The following is an 18,232-nucleotide window of genomic DNA, read 5'->3' on the forward strand; positions in this document are numbered from 1 at the left end:
AAGAATAGCACTAGCTATTTAGATAGCTAGTGCTAAGAACTTTTTATATGAGCAGCCCCCACATTTGACAAAGAGCCTAAAAGAAAACACTTCTTATCAAAGCAGCAAGAAGTGTTTCACATAACTATCATATTATTTTTGTAAAGTTTGACGATTTTCTTTTAAAGATTCTAATGTTTTTTCTAAATTAGATTCTACATATTTGAAAACATCACTAGCATATTGTATAGAACTATTTTTCAATTCTTCAGAAGATTTATTAGCTTCTGCAATAATATGGTTTGCATGCTCTTGTGCTTGTTTTACCAATTCACTTTCTTCTGTCAATTTTTGAATATATTCTTTTGCTTGTGCTACTAAAGCTTCTGCTTGTTGTTGGCCTTCTGCAATAATACGATCTCTTTCAGCAACAATGCGACGAGACTCTTCTAATTCTAGTGGAAGGGATTCTGTCAATGCGTCTACGAGGCGCATGATATCCTCTTCTTCTATCATTTTCTTATTTGTTAAAGGCATATGACTGCTAGTTTCAATCAAATTTTCCAATTCTTCTAATAACTTTTCTGTTTTCATGATATCCTCCTAGTTTAATTTTATATATTAAATTTACTTTCTAACGCTTCTTTCACTGCTGGTGGTACTAATCCTTCTAATTTTCCACCAAATTTAGCAAGTTCACGAATCCCTGTAGAACTCACAAAGGAATATTTATTATTCGTCATAATAAATACAGTTTCAATATCATCATCTAAAAATTTAGAAAACAAGGCTCTCTGGAATTCATATTCAAAATCACTCAAGGCTCGTAACCCGCGAATAATAATATGACCGTCGCGAGATTTGACATAGTCATTCAATAATCCTTCACCGAAATCAACTTCTATATTAGGAATATGAGCCACTGACTGTCGAATTAAATTCGCTCTTTCTTCTAATGTGAACAAGTAGTTTTTATTTGGGTTTTCTGCGATGAGCACAACGAGCTTATCTACTAATTTACTAGCCCTCTCAAAAATATCTACATGTCCATTCGTAACTGGATCAAAGCTACCAGGACACACGCCGATTCTCATAGTATACGTCCCTTTCTACACTTGCTTGCACAAAAAATCTACACGGGTATACCCAGCTGATAAAGATTTTATAATATTCCATTTAGGCAATATATTTAATGCTTCATCCTTATGACGCTCTATAATTAGTATGCCATCATCACTCAGTAAATCTAGGTGATCTACCATATCTAATGTTTTTTTTACATACCCTTTTTCATAAGGAGGATCTGAAAAAATAAGATTAAACTGTTGACCTTGTAGTCGACTAAGAGCAGACTCCATTGTGGATTTTACGATCTCTAGTCGTTCTTCCACCTTACAATGTTGAGCATTTTTACGAATACAATCACTTGTTCGGGTGTCGATGGCAATAGCCTTCTTAGCGCCTCTACTCAGCGTTTCGATAGCAAAGGCACCAGTACCAGAAAAGATATCTAGTACGTGAGTCTCAAAAAATCCTCTGCGACTCTGTATAACATTGCATATACTCTCGCGCACACGATCTTGTGTAGGCCTTGTATCTATTCCTTTTGGTGCTTGTATGGTATGCCCTTTAGCTGTACCTGAAATTATTCTCATACGCTTTTATTACCTATTACTCGTATATTCTACATGATTTTATGATACCGTACAATATACATTTCTTAATTTATGTAGATATCCCTAATTATTTTTTATAACTTCTTGCTTTACATCGCGCATCATTAATCGATGCAACATTTCAATAGGCGAAACTTGATTATATAACACCTCATACAAAGCATTTGTAATCGGCATTTCCACCGCATTTGCTTTCGCTAAATCATAAATAATTCTAACTGCAAAAAATCCTTCCACTACCATCTGGGACCGATGTATAATCTCGTCCATAGTTTCCCCATTCGCTAGCTTTTGCCCTGCTCGTCGATTTCTACTATGAGGACTCATGCACGTCGCAATCAAATCTCCCATACCTGAAAGACCCGCATATGTTTCTGCCTTCGCACCCATAGCAACACCAAACTTTGTTATTTCATGAAGTCCCCTGGTGAGCAAAGTAGCCAGCAAATTATCTCCTAACTGCATACCATGTGCAATACCAGCAGCTAAGGCAATAATATTTTTTGTAGCTCCTCCAAGTTCTACGCCAATTACATCTGTATTGCCGTATACTCTGAATGTAGCACTGCCTAATGCCTCTTGTAGTATGGAAATAGCCTCTTCACTATGACTAGCTATCACTGTAGCAGCTGGTAAGTCACGCCCCACTTCCTCAGCATGATTAGGCCCAGATAAAATAGCCATCGCTTTTACTAGGTTTCCAACTTCTTCTTCTATCACTAAGGATAATCGTTTTTCACTTTCTTTTTCAAGTCCTTTAGAGCAACCAACAACAATCATGTCTTCGCGCAACCATGCTTTTAATTCTTGTAAGGTACTCCGTACATAACTAGAAGGGGTAACCATAAGAACTACCTGAGCCCCTTCTAATGTCTTTTTATACGAATGTTGAAAGTCTAATGTGTTGGGTAATACTACATCAGGTAAGTATGGATTGATACGATATTCACGCAAATATTTTGCCTTTTCTTCGGTTCGACAGTACATGGTCACCTCATGACCTGCAGCCAATCCCTTTAAGGCCAATGCAGTGCCCCAGCTACCTGAACCTATAACAGCTATTTTCATGGTGAATCATCCTTTTTTATACGTTTGACAGCCAATTCTTTACCTTGTAATAGACGAACTATATTTTCTCTATGTCTAAATACTACAAATGCAGCAGCTATGCCTCCAAATATAATGTAAGGAACTGGCTCTGCCATAACATACATCAACACTGGAACTAATACAGCTGCAACGATAGAGCCCAGCGATACAAAAGATGTAAATTTAACAATCACAGCCCATACAGCAAAACAGATTGCTGCTACCACAGGTGATAAGGCAATGAGCACGCCTAATCCTGTGGCTACACCGCGACCACCTGAAAACTTCAAGAAAATAGACCAATTATGTCCAATCATTGCACATAATCCACCTGCAATCATCCATTCAGGATTGGGGTAAAATAATAGCACACCTAATGCACCTTTACCCGCATCTCCTAAAAATACTGGCAATGCAGCTTTCAACCCTAGCACTCTAAATGTATTGGTCGCTCCAATATTTTTGCTTCCATAATTACGCACATCTGTTTTGAAAAACAACTTTCCAATGATAAGACCTGTGGGTATCGATCCTATGACATAAGCCGCTAATAAGAGAACGGCAATTTCCATGGTTATCATTCTTCATCAGTTCCCTTCTTGCCACGTAATACTAGGCGAATTGGAGTACCTTCAAACCCAAATGATTCGCGTAAACGGTTTTCCAAGAAACGCATATAAGAGAAATGAATCAAATCCGGCTCATTCACAAACAGAATAAATGTAGGCGGTTTCACACTTGCCTGCGTCATGTAATAAATCTTAGGAATTCGACCGCCACGAGATGGCACTGGATTTACTGTTTGTGCATCGGACAACAATTGATTCAACACGCTTGTAGAAATGCGCATGTGCTGTTGTTCTGATACATATTTTATGAGTTCTGCTAATCGATGAACACGTTGTTTGGTCAACGCAGAAGCAAATAGAATTGGCGCATATCGTAAGAAGGCCATTTCATCATAAATATCTTCTGTAAAACGCAATGTGGTTTTATCATCTTTTTCCACAAGGTCCCATTTATTAACAACAATAACTAATCCTTTACCTGATTCATGAGCATAGCCAACGATTTTTTTATCTTGCTCTGTCACACCATCTGTAGCATCTAATACTAACACCACGATATCAGAACGATCGATAGCACGCAAAGAACGAACAATACTATATCGTTCCACTGGCGCATCAATACGAGATTTACGTCGCATACCCGCTGTATCAATTAACACAAAATCCTGTCCATCATGACTCCAATGAGTATCAATCGAATCCCTCGTGGTCCCAGCCACATCACTAACGATAACTCGTTCTTGACCTAACAATGCATTTGTTAAAGACGATTTACCCACATTTGGACGACCAATGAGGGCTACATGAATTGTATCTTCATCTTCCTCACTCTCTCCTTGTGGAGGAAAGTGCTTCACTACATCATCAAGTAAGTCCCCTAAATTCATTAAGTTCTTTGCTGAAATACCAATCGGGTCGCCAATACCTAAATTATAGAATTCATAAATATTAGCTTCTTGGTTAACGCTATCAATTTTATTAACAACTAAGATGACAGGCTTACCACTTGCTCGCAATAAGTTAGCTACTTCTTCATCGGCAATCGTAATCCCTTGTTTACCATCTACAACAAATAGAATTACATCTGCTTCTTCAATAGCCAATTGTGCTTGGAAACGCATCATCTTTGGAATCTCATGGCTGTCAGCAGTGATGAACTCAATCCCACCTGTATCGATCATAGTAAACTCTCGTTGCAACCATTCTGCATCGAAGTAAATTCGATCACGTGTCACACCTGGAATATCTTCTACAATGGAAATGCGTTTATTCACAATAGCATTAAATAATGTAGACTTACCTACATTGGGGCGCCCTACGACTGCTACTAATGGTTTTGACATTCTTTCACCTCATATCGTAACTCCCATCACGGGAGATCTAACACATAATTTATCACCTTATATTGTAACATATAAACGAGCGCAAAAAAAGAACAGTAAACCCAATGGATTTACTGTTCTTACATATGAAATTATTCAGCTTCTTCTTCAGTCGCTACTGGTTCCATTAACTCAGTTAATTTTAAACCTAATTTCTTTTCTTCTTTGTTGAAGGAAATAACTTCTACTTCTACTTCTTGACCGCGGCTTAAGTAGTCTTCTACTTTCGCATTGCGTTGTTTAGTCACTTGAGAAATGTGAAGTAAACCTTGAATGTCATCATTAATAGCAACGAACGCACCGTATTGAACTGTACGAACAACTTTACCAGTTACAACATCACCTACATGGATAGTTTCTTCTGCAACATCCCATGGGCTTTTTGTTAATGCTTTTAAAGATAAAGAGATTTTGCTGTTTTCTTCATCAAAAGATTGTAATTTAACGTCGATTTCTTGACCTACAGCTAACACGTCTTCAACGCGTTTAATTTTTTGCCAAGAGATGTCGGAAATATGAAGCAAACCTTCGATGCCTCCGATATCAACAAATGCGCCATAAGGCATGATTTTACGTACAGTACCTTTGTAAGTACCGCCAACTTCTACGTTTGCTAAAGCTTCTTTTAATTTAGCTTGGCGTTCCACTTCAAGTACTTCACGACGAGAAAGAACCAAACGGTTTTTCTTTTCTTCAACTTCAAGTACTTTAGCTTCGAATTCTGTACCTACTAAGTTATCAAGGGATTTTACGAAATGTACATCACCTTGGGAAAGTGGAATAAAACCACGTAAAGACTTAACAGTTACGACTAAACCTGCAGGGATTGCATCCACACCTTTACAGATGATTGGTTCATCTTTTTCTTGTGCTTCAATAACATATTGCCAATCTTCATCTTTAGCCAAACGAGTGATAGAAAGATAGATAGGGCTATCTTCTTTGATGTGGTTAAGGATAACAGCTTTGATTTTGTCTCCTAAATGTAACACATCTTTTGCAGAAGCTGGAGTTGGGTAAGCAATTTCTTTTTTCTCTAATTGCGCTTCTGTTTTATAGCCGAAGGATACATATGCACGTTCGTCATCGATTTGTACAACTTCCCCTTCAATCACATTACCTTTCTTAAATTCTTCTGCTTGCGCTTCTGATGCTGCAAATAATTCTGCAAAATTTTCCATCGTCTGAATGACCTCCTTAATTATCCAGTCTGGTGTCGATGCACCAGCCGTTACTCCTACTGTTGTGACGCCTTTCAACCACGCCAGTTGTATTTCAGTAGCAGTTTCGATGTGGTATGTAGTACACCCTACATCACGACATACTTCTGCTAATCTAGTCGTATTGCCCGAGTTTTTACCCCCTACCACGATCATTAGATCCACTTCCTTTGCTAAGGCTACTGCCGAATTTTGACGTTCTTCTGTGGCTTGGCAAATTGTTTTGAAAATCTTCTGATCATTAGATTTTTGTTCTAATATTTTTATTATACTTTGAAACTTAAATTGTGAAAAGGTAGTTTGTACTACAACTCCGATTTTTTCCACGAATTGAATATTTTTAGCATCCTCTTCTGTTTCTACAATGATACCTTTATTTCCAGCCCATAGATTGATACTTTTTACTTCAGGATGCTTTTTCTCTCCTAAAATGACCAAGGTTAAGCCTTCCTCTACTACGGACTTGGCATCTCGTTGTGCCTTCTGTACATGTGGACAAGTCGCATCTATCACTGGGAGTCCTCTACTTTCAGCCTCTTCATAAATTTCAGGTCCTACACCATGAGAACGTATAATGATAGTTCCTTCTTCCACATCCCCTAATTCATTAATTGCATATACACCATTGCTCTCTAATTTACCAACCACTTGTGGATTGTGAATAATAGGGCCTAATGTATAGCTTACATCTTTGGAGTCTGCTGCTTTTTCTGCCATGGTAACAGCTCGTTTCACTCCATAACAAAAGCCACAGTTCTCTGCTAATCGTATTGTAAACATAGTTTTCCTCTAGTTATATTTTCCTGCTTTATAATCATCAATCATCGTTTGAATCGCCTCTTTTACAATGGCATTCACATCAGCAATGGCTTCTACTGTAGGCTTCGCTTTTTTTATTACAATTGGTTTTCCAATAATAACAGCTACCTCACCACGAACCATTTTATCACTGCCAACAATTGCCAACGGAACTACAGGTACTCCTGTACGCAATGCCATCGAGGCTACACCATCATGAAAACGACCTAAAGAATCACCTTTTTGTCGTGTTCCTTCTGGAAAAATACCAAGCATTAAATTATTTTTTAATAAATTCATAGCATGGCGAATAGCAATTTTATCTACCCCTCCACGACGAACTGGAAAAGCACCTAGCCATGAGCATACAGCTTTAGAAATTGGATTTCTAAAAAGTTCTTCTTTTGCCATAAAATTCACATGTCGAGGTAGTGCAAAACCACAAAGAGGTGGATCATTATTACTTTTATGGTTAGGGGAAATAATTACAGGACCTTCTTTGGGTACATTCTCTCTGCCATATACTTTTGTTTTATACCACCAGCCATAGACAATCGTAAAAGCAGATCTCCATAAACACTCAGAAAATCTATCCATGACGTTCTCCTTTTTCAGCATTTCTGATTAATTCTGTCAATTTTTGTACAGTTTCTTCAATGGACAAATGATCTGTTTCCACAACAACTGCATCGTCTACACAAATGAGTGGAGACTCTTTTCGTTCCATATCCATTGTATCTCGGTCAGCCACTGTGCGACACACCTCTTCTAGAGTAATATCTTCCTTATCTTTTAACTCTAACCAACGACGATGTCCACGTGTTTCTACAGAAGCCGTTAAATACACTTTTAATTCAGCATCTGGCAATACTACGGATCCAATATCTCGACCATCTAATATCACACCGCCTACACTCGCCATGCTGCGTTGCATCTCTACTAATTTCGTGCGCACTGCTTTTTGAGCTGCTACTTGCGATACATGACTCGTTACATATTGTGTACGAATTTCTTTAGATACATCACGATTATTTACTAATACTCGTAAACCATCTTCCACTGGCACTAGTTGCAATTCAATATGATCTAATGCAGCTTTCACTGCAGCTGTATCAGAAATTTCAATCTCCTGATCTAACAAAGCCCAAGTAATGCCTCGATACATAGCTCCCGTATCGATATACAAATAGCCTAATTGTTTAGCCACAATTTTAGATATACTACTCTTTCCTGCCCCTGCAGGTCCATCAATAGCTACTGAAATTCGTCGATTCATTATGCTATGTCTCCTTCTGCTGCATGTGTAGCAGCCACATATGCTGTAGAAAATGCAGCTTGTAAATTATATCCCCCGGTGAATGCATCAATATCTAAGACCTCTCCAGCCATATATAAACCTTGTACTAGTTTAGACTGCATTGTTTTAGGATCTACTTCTTTCACAGAAATACCACCTGCTGTTACAATCGCTTCTGCAATCGGTCTAGGACGATGAACCGATAATCTCATATCTTGTATAGTATCTACTAATCGCAAGCGCTCTTCTTTTGTAATATCATGAATAGCCTTCGTGCCTTCAATCTTGGCTAATTGACAAATAACTGGGATAAGTTTTGTTGGTAATAAGCCTTTCAAAACATTTAGTAATTGCTTATTTTGAGCTTCAGAAAAATCACGTTGTACTCGTTTATCCAATACTTCGCGGGTTAAAGCTGGCTTTAAGTTGATGGAAATCTCAATCGGTTCAACTTTTTTCTTTAGCAATTTAGTCACAGTATGCGACGCAGATAATATGATAGGACCAGTAACGCCAAAGTGAGCAAAGAGCATCTCTCCAAATTGCTTTGTTTGTACCTTATTTTTTGCAATAATAGAGACTTCGACATTTTTTAAGCTAAGCCCCATAATATCTTTTACCCAAGATTCTTTTGTTTCCAAAGGAATCAAGGATGGTCGTAATTCTACAATGGAGTGTCCCACTGTTCTTGCCAATTCATACCCATCACCAGAAGATCCAGTTAAAGGGTAAGACATACCACCTGTAGCAATGATAGCAGCATCACAAGTATACTTCCCTTTATTAGTAACAACACCTTGTATATGTCCATCTTGTACAATGAGATCTGTAACGGATTCCTCCAAATGTAATGTGCCCCCTAATTTACGGTACGCATCAATAAATGCATTGCGTACATCTAAGGCTTTATCAGACTCAGGGAATACTCTCCCTCCTCGTTCTACTTTTGTCGGTACGCCCCATGAATGTAGCATTTGAATGACATCTTCATTTGTCCATTGTTGATATGCACTATACAAGAACTTACCATTACCTGGTGTTTGTTTAATAAAATCTTCAATAGGTGCTGCATTCGTTACATTACAACGTCCTTTTCCTGTAATGCCCATTTTCAGTCCCACCATTTTCATTTTTTCAATGATTCTTACAGAGGCTCCTAATTGAGCGGCACGAACTCCTGCCATAAGGCCTGCGGCCCCACCACCAATGACAATAATTTGTTTCATACGTATCCTTACTTAATCGCCTGTAACTGTTTCACTTCTTCTCTCGTCAATCGTCGGAAAGCGCCCCGCTTCAACCCTTTCAGGTTTAATCCAGCATAGTTAATCCGTTTTAAATTGTGGATCGAATAGCCAAAATGTTCAAACATGCGACGAACTTGACGATTGCGGCCCTCATGTATCGTAATTTCTACGGTAGTAAGACCTGTTTTTCCATTAAACCCATAGTCTGTAATTTCACAAGGCGCCGTCAAACCATCTTCTAGAGTAATCCCCACAGCTAACTGTTCTAAATGTTCATCAAGTACGCGTTCTTTTACTTTCACTTCATAAGTTTTAGTAACACCTTTGGAAGGATGTGCCAAATTTTGTGCCATAGTGCCATCATTGGTCAATAACAACAGTCCCTCTGTATGATAATCTAAACGCCCTACCGGATATATACGAGCTTTTACGTCTTTAATATAATCCATCACAGTTTTACGCCCTTCTGGATCTGTAATTGATGTAATCACACCTTTAGGTTTATTAAAAATATAATATTCCAATGCTTCCGGTTCCAACAATTGTCCATCTACCTTCACACGATCACGTGTAGGATTCACCTTGGCTCCTAATTCCTTGACATACTTTCCATTGACCAATACTTTTCCTGCTGTAATCAATTCTTCAGCTTTACGTCGTGATGCAACTCCACAACGGGCTATATATTTTTGTAAGCGTTCTAATTCCATATTATACGCCTCCTTCTTTGTCTATTTCTATATCATCAGTGAACACCATAGATTGCTGTAGCTCTTCCAAAGAATTGGCCCCTACGATTCTCAAAAAATTTTCTGATGTACCATAAATAACAGGGCGTCCAATCGTTTCCTTCCGTCCTAATTCAATAATCATATCACGTGCTAGCAACTGTTTTAATACTTTTTCACAGTTCACACCTCGGAACTCTTCAATTTCACCTTTTGTTATGGGCTGTTTGAAAGCCACTACAGCTAATGTTTCCATAGCAGCTCCAGATAATTTTTCATCACGATGGCGAATCTTTCCGACGAATTCACTACACTCTTGCGCACTCACCAACTCGATGCCTGCTGCACTTCTACGAATACGAATACCTCTTCGTTCTCGGATAAGAAGTTCCTCATAAGCAGCCACAACATCTTCTATTTCCGGTATATACACTTCAAAAATATCCGACAAGGTATCCATTGACAATGGCGAGGCTGCTGCGAACAACACAGCTTCTAACTGATGAAATTCCACTCCACTCATCGCATTTCTTCCTCTCCAACACCTTCTACAATTATACTATATACATCGTGATCTCCCACAATAATTCTAAGTAATTGTCGCTTCATTAATTCTAAAAGGGCTAAAAAAGTTACTACTCCTTCTTCTTTAGACGTAGCCTTTTCAAATAATTCCATACAGGATACTTGCTTCCCTCTAGTCACTAACAACACATCTTCAATGCCTTGTTCTAATGTATATTCTTCTCGCTCCAGAGTCACCTTAGGCACATCTATCTCAGGTCGATTATATCGTTCTTGTACTTTTTGAAAGCATGCCACTAAGGCATCCCACTCGACTGAACACACCACATCGAGCCCAATTTCACTTAGCTCTTCTGGCCGATTAAATACATAGGAACCTTCTGCTACTCTTTCATCGAGTACCAAGGTTAATTCTTTAATTCTTTTAAATTCAACCAAGCGATTGACCAATTCATCTCTTGGATCGTCTATCGTTTGTTCATCATTTCCATTTGATTTAGGGAGTAATAGTCTTGACTTAATTTGCAATAAAGTAGCTGCCATCACTAGAAACTCGCTACTATACACAATATCAAATTGATTCCAAGTATTTAAAATTTCCATATATTGAGATGTGATATGAACAATAGGAATATCATAAATATCAATTTGATTTTTTTCAATCAAATGCAACAGTAGGTCCAAAGGCCCTTCAAAAATATCTAATTTAAAGTCGTAGGTATTCATGAATAGTCCTCTCTACTAAAAATAAGGCATGGCTTTCACCACACCTTGTATGAAAAAATTGCATTTCCAATTCGAAACGGTTAGAATAATACATAGACATACTAGTGTATGTATCTACTAAATATTATAAATGATATGAGGGAAAATTGCTACACCCAGAAAGAGAGGCGACAATATGCATCGTCAAAGATGGAAGCAGCTCGGTCTGTATACCATCGTGTCCACCATCATCGGAGTGGCACTATTTTATATTTATGAACCTATTACCCTAGGATTTGATTGGGAGGACATATTAACATTATTTCTTCCATCTATCTTAGGCCTCACAGTGTTACAATGCCTGATCAGAAGTTCTTTTACAAAAGGATATATGTTCGGTCACGGTCTTGTCGGAATTAGTTGGGCTTTAACATTTCCCCTTTTATTTCACTGGTCCTATGAAAAACCATTTTATTTTTACGAGTTTGCCAATGACTTTTTATTTGGATTAGTCATTTTCTGCTTTCTGACCGCTACTCATTATTGGTTACGTCAATGGAGGAAAGCAAGACAGGTTTGGGCTATTGGATATAGTGTATTAGATATTATATTACTCATTATCCCTGCGGGACAAATTGGGTATTATCTATCGACTTGGCATTGTATTACGCCTGCTACTATGATGGCTCTGTATCAAACAAATCCAGAGGAAGCTTTAGGGTTTGTCAAGAACATTGTCGGTGTTGGTGGCATCATCGGTGTGATTATAGGCACTCTATTACTGCTCGGTATATTCTATTACCTGAATGTACGAGGCACTGACAAGATTGATGAAGATAATTTCTTCAATGATTTTTTTAAACGATATAATACTGATATGAAATGGCTCCTTTCCATCATCCTTATCATCTATGGTGGATATTATATACTTCCTCAAACAGATATCGTAAGTAACTGGCTTGGAGTAGAAGCCTACATGAAAGAGCTTCAAACCTATAACGATAAACATGTCAACGTGTATGAAAATTTACAATTATCTACAACAGAAACAGCTGCACAAAAAACACCTGGAACCATCATATTAGTCATTGGTGAATCTTCTTCTAGAGATTACATGAAAATGTATACGCCAGACTTTCCTTATGATGATACACCTTGGCAAGGTTCCTTATATGCAGATCCTAATTTTAATGTGTTTAAACATGCCTATTCTTCCTATGTACAAACCGTTCCAACACTTGAAAGAGCGTTAACAGAACGCAACCAATATGATGATAAACCATTCTTTGACTCCACTACAATTATTGACGTAGCAAAAAAAGCTGGATATCATACATCATGGTTATCGAACCAAGGCGTATATGGAGAATATGATACAGCTATCTCTTTAATTGCAAAAGCTAGTGATACCCCACGATGGGCGCATGAATCTTACTCCTTCTCTGATCAATATGACGGTGCCTTACTGCCACTCTTAAAGGATGTAAAGCCAAATCAAAATAATTTCATTGTGATCCATATCATGGGTAGTCATATCTACTATAATGACAGATATCCGCATGAATTTAGCAAATGGAAAAAAGGTCCTAATCCAGATGGCATTGAAGCCTATGCTAACAGTCAATTATATACAGATTGGTTGTTACAAGAAATCTATACCTATGCTAAAGATAACTTAAACTTACAAGCTATGGTATACTTCTCTGATCATGGCGAAAATATTAAAACATCTCACAATCCTGATATTTTTAACTTTGGTATGACAAGAATTCCTATGTGGGTATACTTATCCCCTACTTACAGAAATGCATATCCAGATACAGCTAATACTTTAAAAAATCACGAAACACAGTATTTCACTAATGATTTATTGTATGATATGCTCGTAGGCATACTGCATGCTCCATCAGCCAATTATGATGTGACTCGTGACTTCTCAAACAAAGCGTATCGTTTTAATGCTAATAATTTAACAACTATGTTAGGACAACAACCATTGTCCAATGATCCTGAAGGAAAGTAGTGTTTCTTTAATTCAATACTACATACTTTATATAAAAATAGAGGAAAGTTGATACTTTTTGATCAACTTTCCTCTATTTTATTTAGAGCTATTTTGTTACAGCCCCTTTTTCTATATGTTATTGCCCACTATAAAAAGTGCCTCTAGAATCTTGATGTGTTACTTTCAATTTCTGAAACAATTCCATCTTCTCAAAGTCCTTTTGGTGCTTTCTCGGCACATAAATCAATGCCTTTTGTAATCGATCAGCATTAGATAACAACTCTTTAGAGCTTATCTTAGGCATAATATTTTTACCAGTATCCCATACATCACCATTGTCACTATCATCAATTAAAGCTGTATTTCTACCTAAATAATACGTTAATGATGTTTGGTATGTACCGTATTGATATACATCTGCTGGAGTATTTCCTTCAATACGATTCACTATAATTGCCAATGGCTTTCCAGACTGCCCTTCTACAATTGGTACAATAGACGGCGCTAAAGATATGAAAAATGCAATGGCACTTAGGCAAATTCCATAAACCAACGCAGTTCCAGTTCTCTTCATAGCAGCATAGATAAGCCCAACAATAGATACTACCACTGACACCCATAACCACGAGCTATTGATCTGTTCCATTTGAGTTCCTACCGCAGCCAAAGCTAATAAAACCGGAAATGAGCTTAGTGCGTATAAAACAAAGACTTTCAGAGTCATTCGTGATTGTTCGTATCGTTCTAAACAAGCATGTATACCCATACCCGTCCATAATGTTAAAGGAATCATCATGATAAATGTATAGGTTAAATATTTAGTGGCCATGCACGTATAAAACAAAACAGTCCCTACTAGCCAAAAGATAGACCAATACCATATATAGGTATGCTTTTGCTCATTCAACCCACGCAAAGTAAAACTAGTCCAAGGAAGCATCGCAACAGGCAATAAGATAAGGTATAAATACCACCAGTTACGAGTCGGATGTTCCGGCACAGTCGCTCTTGTTACATTATGCAGTCCCAAGAATCCATTGATAAATGCTTCACCATGCGTTACATACATATATCCGTACCAAGGAGCAACAACAGCTATAAATGCCAAGATTCCTTTCCATGAGAATACATATTTGAACCAATCCATCCGTCGATTTAATAGAACATAGAGAACCAATATAATCCCCGGCAATACGATTCCCACAGGTCCCTTCGTCAATACAGCGAGTCCAGCACAAATATAAGCATATACCATATGGCAATGACTTTCATCGGTAATTCCTCGATACAAATAATAGAAAATACCTAACGAAAATAATAATAAGTACCCATCTGTAAGAACAGCATGGCCAATATACCAATATTCTAATGCAGTTCCTAAGGCAATACTACTCCATAGAGCAATACGCTCTACTTGATAGATAGAAAGAGCTACTCGATACATAGCTAACACAGTCATCGTAGAAACTACTACTGAAGGAATCCTAGCCGCTAAATCTGAAACACCGAACACGGAAAAGGAAGCAATCAATCCCCAATAAGCCATAATTGGTTTATCGAACCAATAGATATCATAAATCATAGGAGATAAGTAGTCTCCATGTTTCATCATAGTCACTGCTGACAAAGCATAGTTAGATTCTACTGTATCAGTAATCGGTAACGCCCATGCCATCCACAGATAAAATAAAAACGTGACAACACCTAGTAGGCTAAATCGCTTCCAAGACACTGTTTGCTGCATATAAAAACCTCATTTATAACATATCACAATATGTTTCCTATCATACGTACAATGAACCATGCTAAAAATAGTATCACTAACCCAGTAAATAAATATTTAGCTAATAAAAAAAGTATTGTTAGAATTGCAATAAATCCCAACGCTAAGCCCACTTTCCATTTCCAGCTAATGGCATTCCATAGTATAGTCTTTACATTAGGCATCGTATAATATATTTTTTCTTGATTGGATGACTCATGATGAGGAGCATCATAAGGACGCCCCTCTTCATCGATCGTAGTTCCTTCAAAATTGCGTAGCTCTTCTTCTGAAAGAACTCGTGTTCCTTCTTCATATTTCTGTTCTTGACTCATAGTCACTCCTATAGAGCTTGTAAATGTTTCTCCAACAATTCATTCACCACGCCAGGATTTGCTTTACCCTTGGAGGCACGCATGACTTGACCTACCAAGAATCCGATAGCTTTACCTTTACCAGATTTGAAATCTTCCACAGATTTTGGATTATCTGCAATGACTTGTTTTACAATTTCTTCAATGGCTCCAGTATCAGTGATTTGCACTAAGCCTTCTTCTTCTACGATTTTATCTGGATTTTTACCAGTTTCAAACATTTTGACAATGACTTGTTTTGCAATTTTACCAGAAATTATACCTTTTTCAATTAAGCCAATCATAGCTGCCAATTGTTCTGGTTGTACTTTGCTATCTGCATAGGAAATGTTCGCATCGTTCACAAGTTTTGCCAAATCACCAATAATCCAATTAGATGCAGTTTTGGCATCAGCTCCAGCCTCTACGACAGCATCGAAATAGTCCGCTGTAGCACGTTGACTTGTCAATGTACGAGCATCTTCACTAGATAAACCATAGGCTTCCATAAAGCGCTGCTGTTTCGCTTCTGGCAATTCTGGTAAGGATTGACGGATTTCTTCCACATAGTTAGGATCAACTACGATAGGTACCAAATCTGGTTCTGGGAAGAAACGGTAGTCATTTTCCTTCTCTTTCTTACGCATGGAAAGAGTAATCCCCTTGCTATCATCCCAAGTACGTGTTTCTTGTACAATTGTTTCTCCATCTTCCAAAGCTTCTGCTTGACGAAGTGCTTCGTATTCGATACCTTTTTGGATACCTGTTAAAGAATTCATGTTCTTAATTTCAGTTTTTGTTCCTAATTTTGTTTCTCCTACTGGGCGGATAGAAATGTTCGCATCACAACGCAAACTGCCTTCTTCCATACGTCCATCAGAGACACCTAGGTATTGTACAATGGCACGGATTTTATCCACATATTGACGTGCTTCTTCGCCAGAACGAAGATCTGGTTCAGACACGATTTCTAACAATGGTACACCTGTACGATTGTAATCTACATTAGAGCTATCGGAGCTAGAAATAGTAGCACCACTATGGACTAATTTCCCTGCATCTTCTTCCATGTGGATACGGTTGATACGAATGCGACGAGTTTCCCCATTCACTTCTACATCTAGATGACCATTTACGCAGATAGGCAAGTCAAATTGAGAGGTTTGCCAATTTTTAGGCAAATCTGGATAGTAATAGTTTTTACGGTCAAATTTATTGAATAGTACGATTTCGCAGTTTAATGCCAAACCGACTTTGATAGCATATTCCAACACTTTTTGGTTAAATACAGGCATGGTACCTGGCAAACCTAAGCAAGTTGGACATACATGTGTATTGTGATCGCCCCCGAAGGCCGTTGTACAGGAGCAGAAAATTTTTGAATTTGTTTTCAGTTCAGTATGAACTTCAAGGCCTACGACTGTTTCATATTTCATAGTTTCAATTCTCCCATAGTTGGCAATTTTGTAAATTCAGGACATTCTTGTTCAAAGCTATAGGCTGCTTGCAACAATGTACTTTCACCCATAGCAGGCGCCAATAATTGCATGCCGATTGGCATACCATTAGAACCAAAACCAGCTGGAATGCTGATGCCCGGAATACCAGCCAAGTTAACTGGCACTGTACATACGTCTTCTAAATACATCGTCAATGGATCGTTGATTTTTTCACCAAATTTGAAAGCTGTATTCGGAGCGGTTGGTGTTAATAATACATCACATTCTTGGAATGCTGCATCAAACTCATTTTTAATCAAACGACGAGCTTTTAGAGCTTTTAAATAGTATGCATCATAATAACCAGAACTCAATACATAGGTACCTAACAAGATACGGCGTTGTACTTCTTCACCAAAGCCTGCCGTACGAGTTTTAGTGGACATTTCCACTAAATTATCTGCTGGCACGCGAAGGCCGTAGCTAACTCCATCATAACGAGCTAGGTTAGAACTAGCTTCTGCTAAAGCGATGATATAGTACGCAGACAAGGCATATTTTGTAGTTGGCAAGGAAATATCTACAATAGTGGCACCCATATTGCGATACGTTTCAATAGCTTTTTCCAGAGCTGCACGCACTTCTGGATGTAAACCTTCACCAAAATATTCTTTAGGCACACCGATGCGCAAGCCTTTTACATCTTTCACAAGAGCTTTTGTATAATCGACACGATCTCCTGGGATGGATGTAGAATCATGGAAATCATGACCAGTAATCGCATTTAGCACAATAGCTGCATCACGTACATCTCTTGTAACAGGGCCAATTTGGTCCAAAGAAGATGCATAGGCAATCAAACCGTAGCGAGATACATTACCGTAAGTTGGTTTCAAACCAACCACGCCACAATAGGATGCTGGTTGACGAATGGATCCACCTGTATCGGAACCTAGCGCCCAGATAGCGCTTCCACTGGCAACTGCTGCTGCGCTACCACCAGAAGACCCCCCTGGTACATAGTCTGGATTCCAAGGGTTTGTCGTTTTGCCTAAGGCAGAGTTCTCTGTAGAACTACCCATAGCAAACTCATCCATATTTAATTTACCCAAGATAACAGCATCTTGAGCTTGTAATTTTTCGATAACAGTTGCATTGTAAGGGGGCACAAAATTTTCCAACATATGGGATCCACATGTAGTGGCCACACCTTTCGTACAAATATTATCTTTTATAGCCCCAGGAATCCCTGCTAATGAAGAAATAGCTTCCCCTTTTGCGATTTTAGCATCCACAGTCTCAGCTTGCGCTAACGCTGCTTCGTGAGAGTCTGACAAATACGCATGTACTGTAGGCTCTACATTGTCTTTATGTGCCAATACAGCTTTCGTAAGCTCTACAGCAGAAATTTCTTTATTTACTAATTTTTGATGTAATTCAAAAAGAGTCATGTATCTT

Annotated in this window: 18 protein-coding genes; 1 reads left to right on the forward strand and 17 read right to left on the reverse strand. The window is 38.2% G+C overall.

The features are described from left to right. Positions 1-132: 132 nt before the first annotated feature. The 13 genes from EO122_RS00005 to EO122_RS00065 all read right to left on the reverse strand — a co-directional run bounded on the left by EO122_RS00005 (position 133) and on the right by EO122_RS00065 (position 11,236). Positions 133-573, reverse strand: coding sequence for an ATPase (locus tag EO122_RS00005; RefSeq protein ID WP_126937513.1), 441 nt, complete (start codon positions 571-573; stop codon positions 133-135). 20 nt (positions 574-593) lie between these two features. After that, positions 594-1,073, reverse strand: coding sequence for a pantetheine-phosphate adenylyltransferase (gene coaD, locus EO122_RS00010; RefSeq protein WP_126937512.1), 480 nt, complete (start codon positions 1,071-1,073; stop codon positions 594-596). Positions 1,074-1,088: 15 nt separating this feature from the next. Next, positions 1,089-1,634 carry a 16S rRNA (guanine(966)-N(2))-methyltransferase RsmD gene (gene rsmD, locus EO122_RS00015; protein WP_126937511.1) on the reverse strand — a complete coding sequence of 182 codons (546 nt, stop codon included), beginning with the start codon at positions 1,632-1,634 and terminating at the stop codon, positions 1,089-1,091. Between the two features lie 84 nt (positions 1,635-1,718). Continuing rightward, positions 1,719-2,723: an NAD(P)H-dependent glycerol-3-phosphate dehydrogenase gene (locus tag EO122_RS00020; protein ID WP_127008817.1), complete on the reverse strand. Its 1,005-nt coding sequence runs from the start codon at positions 2,721-2,723 to the stop codon at positions 1,719-1,721. Next, positions 2,720-3,316, reverse strand: coding sequence for a glycerol-3-phosphate 1-O-acyltransferase PlsY (gene plsY / locus EO122_RS00025; protein WP_127008946.1), 597 nt, complete (start codon positions 3,314-3,316; stop codon positions 2,720-2,722). Before plsY ends, EO122_RS00020 begins: the two co-directional genes overlap by 4 nt. 5 nt (positions 3,317-3,321) lie before the next feature. Continuing rightward, the gene (gene der / locus EO122_RS00030; protein WP_127008818.1) at positions 3,322-4,656 is read right to left on the reverse strand and encodes a ribosome biogenesis GTPase Der; all 1,335 of its coding nucleotides are present in this window, start codon (positions 4,654-4,656) and stop codon (positions 3,322-3,324) included. 131 nt (positions 4,657-4,787) lie between these two features. Beyond that, positions 4,788-6,695 carry a bifunctional 4-hydroxy-3-methylbut-2-enyl diphosphate reductase/30S ribosomal protein S1 gene (locus EO122_RS00035; protein ID WP_127008819.1) on the reverse strand — a complete coding sequence of 636 codons (1,908 nt, stop codon included), beginning with the start codon at positions 6,693-6,695 and terminating at the stop codon, positions 4,788-4,790. A gap of 9 nt (positions 6,696-6,704) precedes the next feature. After that, positions 6,705-7,310, reverse strand: coding sequence for a 1-acyl-sn-glycerol-3-phosphate acyltransferase (locus tag EO122_RS00040; RefSeq protein WP_126937507.1), 606 nt, complete (start codon positions 7,308-7,310; stop codon positions 6,705-6,707). Continuing rightward, positions 7,303-7,989 carry a (d)CMP kinase gene (gene cmk, locus EO122_RS00045; protein ID WP_127008820.1) on the reverse strand — a complete coding sequence of 229 codons (687 nt, stop codon included), beginning with the start codon at positions 7,987-7,989 and terminating at the stop codon, positions 7,303-7,305. The genes EO122_RS00040 and cmk overlap by 8 nt, the downstream gene beginning before the upstream one ends. Continuing rightward, entirely contained in the window at positions 7,989-9,236 is a 1,248-nt protein-coding gene (locus tag EO122_RS00050) for an NAD(P)/FAD-dependent oxidoreductase (protein ID WP_127008821.1), read from the reverse strand. The genes cmk and EO122_RS00050 overlap by 1 nt, the downstream gene beginning before the upstream one ends. Positions 9,237-9,244: 8 nt before the next feature. Next, positions 9,245-9,967, reverse strand: coding sequence for a pseudouridine synthase (locus tag EO122_RS00055; protein WP_127008822.1), 723 nt, complete (start codon positions 9,965-9,967; stop codon positions 9,245-9,247). A 1-nt stretch (position 9,968) separates the two neighbouring features. After that, positions 9,969-10,508, reverse strand: coding sequence for an SMC-Scp complex subunit ScpB (gene scpB / locus EO122_RS00060; RefSeq protein ID WP_127008823.1), 540 nt, complete (start codon positions 10,506-10,508; stop codon positions 9,969-9,971). Then, a complete protein-coding gene (locus tag EO122_RS00065) occupies positions 10,505-11,236 on the reverse strand; it encodes a ScpA family protein (protein ID WP_127008824.1) in 732 nt (243 codons plus the stop codon). Before EO122_RS00065 ends, scpB begins: the two co-directional genes overlap by 4 nt. A gap of 175 nt (positions 11,237-11,411) precedes the next feature. On the opposite strand from EO122_RS00065, the gene EO122_RS00070 reads away from it, so the two are divergent. Then, positions 11,412-13,238 carry a phosphoethanolamine transferase gene (locus EO122_RS00070; RefSeq protein ID WP_127008825.1) on the forward strand — a complete coding sequence of 609 codons (1,827 nt, stop codon included), beginning with the start codon at positions 11,412-11,414 and terminating at the stop codon, positions 13,236-13,238. A 118-nt stretch (positions 13,239-13,356) separates the two neighbouring features. Here the strand turns inward: EO122_RS00070 and EO122_RS00075 are convergent, their stop codons facing one another. The 4 genes from EO122_RS00075 to gatA are packed head-to-tail and all read right to left on the reverse strand — an operon-like array spanning position 13,357 to position 18,225. Continuing rightward, complete coding sequence (locus EO122_RS00075; RefSeq protein ID WP_127008826.1) at positions 13,357-14,964, reverse strand: glycosyltransferase family 39 protein; 1,608 nt, start codon at positions 14,962-14,964, stop codon at positions 13,357-13,359. Positions 14,965-14,987: 23 nt separating this feature from the next. Further along, positions 14,988-15,317, reverse strand: coding sequence for a hypothetical protein (locus EO122_RS00080; RefSeq protein WP_127008827.1), 330 nt, complete (start codon positions 15,315-15,317; stop codon positions 14,988-14,990). 8 nt (positions 15,318-15,325) lie between these two features. Next, positions 15,326-16,771: an Asp-tRNA(Asn)/Glu-tRNA(Gln) amidotransferase subunit GatB gene (gene gatB / locus EO122_RS00085; protein WP_127008828.1), complete on the reverse strand. Its 1,446-nt coding sequence runs from the start codon at positions 16,769-16,771 to the stop codon at positions 15,326-15,328. Next, a complete protein-coding gene (gene gatA, locus EO122_RS00090) occupies positions 16,768-18,225 on the reverse strand; it encodes an Asp-tRNA(Asn)/Glu-tRNA(Gln) amidotransferase subunit GatA (protein WP_127008829.1) in 1,458 nt (485 codons plus the stop codon). The genes gatB and gatA overlap by 4 nt, the downstream gene beginning before the upstream one ends. Positions 18,226-18,232 lie beyond the last annotated feature (7 nt).

Source organism: Veillonella sp. CHU110 (assembly GCF_003992255.1).
Taxonomy (GTDB): Bacteria; Bacillota; Negativicutes; order Veillonellales; family Veillonellaceae; genus F0422.

Excerpts from the sequence above, each read along its gene's own strand:
- EO122_RS00005 (WP_126937513.1), bottom strand. The coding sequence starts at position 573 with ATGAAAACAGAAAAGTTATTAGAAGAATTGGAAAATTTGATTGAAACT.
- coaD (WP_126937512.1), bottom strand. The coding sequence starts at position 1,073 with ATGAGAATCGGCGTGTGTCCTGGTAGCTTTGATCCAGTTACGAATGGA.
- rsmD (WP_126937511.1), bottom strand. The coding sequence starts at position 1,634 with ATGAGAATAATTTCAGGTACAGCTAAAGGGCATACCATACAAGCACCA.
- EO122_RS00020 (WP_127008817.1), bottom strand. The coding sequence starts at position 2,723 with ATGAAAATAGCTGTTATAGGTTCAGGTAGCTGGGGCACTGCATTGGCC.
- plsY (WP_127008946.1), bottom strand. The coding sequence starts at position 3,316 with ATGGAAATTGCCGTTCTCTTATTAGCGGCTTATGTCATAGGATCGATA.
- der (WP_127008818.1), bottom strand. The coding sequence starts at position 4,656 with ATGTCAAAACCATTAGTAGCAGTCGTAGGGCGCCCCAATGTAGGTAAG.
- EO122_RS00035 (WP_127008819.1), bottom strand. The coding sequence starts at position 6,695 with ATGTTTACAATACGATTAGCAGAGAACTGTGGCTTTTGTTATGGAGTG.
- EO122_RS00040 (WP_126937507.1), bottom strand. The coding sequence starts at position 7,310 with ATGGATAGATTTTCTGAGTGTTTATGGAGATCTGCTTTTACGATTGTC.
- cmk (WP_127008820.1), bottom strand. The coding sequence starts at position 7,989 with ATGAATCGACGAATTTCAGTAGCTATTGATGGACCTGCAGGGGCAGGA.
- EO122_RS00050 (WP_127008821.1), bottom strand. The coding sequence starts at position 9,236 with ATGAAACAAATTATTGTCATTGGTGGTGGGGCCGCAGGCCTTATGGCA.
- EO122_RS00055 (WP_127008822.1), bottom strand. The coding sequence starts at position 9,967 with ATGGAATTAGAACGCTTACAAAAATATATAGCCCGTTGTGGAGTTGCA.
- scpB (WP_127008823.1), bottom strand. The coding sequence starts at position 10,508 with ATGAGTGGAGTGGAATTTCATCAGTTAGAAGCTGTGTTGTTCGCAGCA.
- EO122_RS00065 (WP_127008824.1), bottom strand. The coding sequence starts at position 11,236 with ATGAATACCTACGACTTTAAATTAGATATTTTTGAAGGGCCTTTGGAC.
- EO122_RS00070 (WP_127008825.1), top strand. The coding sequence starts at position 11,412 with ATGCATCGTCAAAGATGGAAGCAGCTCGGTCTGTATACCATCGTGTCC.
- EO122_RS00075 (WP_127008826.1), bottom strand. The coding sequence starts at position 14,964 with ATGCAGCAAACAGTGTCTTGGAAGCGATTTAGCCTACTAGGTGTTGTC.
- EO122_RS00080 (WP_127008827.1), bottom strand. The coding sequence starts at position 15,317 with ATGAGTCAAGAACAGAAATATGAAGAAGGAACACGAGTTCTTTCAGAA.
- gatB (WP_127008828.1), bottom strand. The coding sequence starts at position 16,771 with ATGAAATATGAAACAGTCGTAGGCCTTGAAGTTCATACTGAACTGAAA.
- gatA (WP_127008829.1), bottom strand. The coding sequence starts at position 18,225 with ATGACTCTTTTTGAATTACATCAAAAATTAGTAAATAAAGAAATTTCT.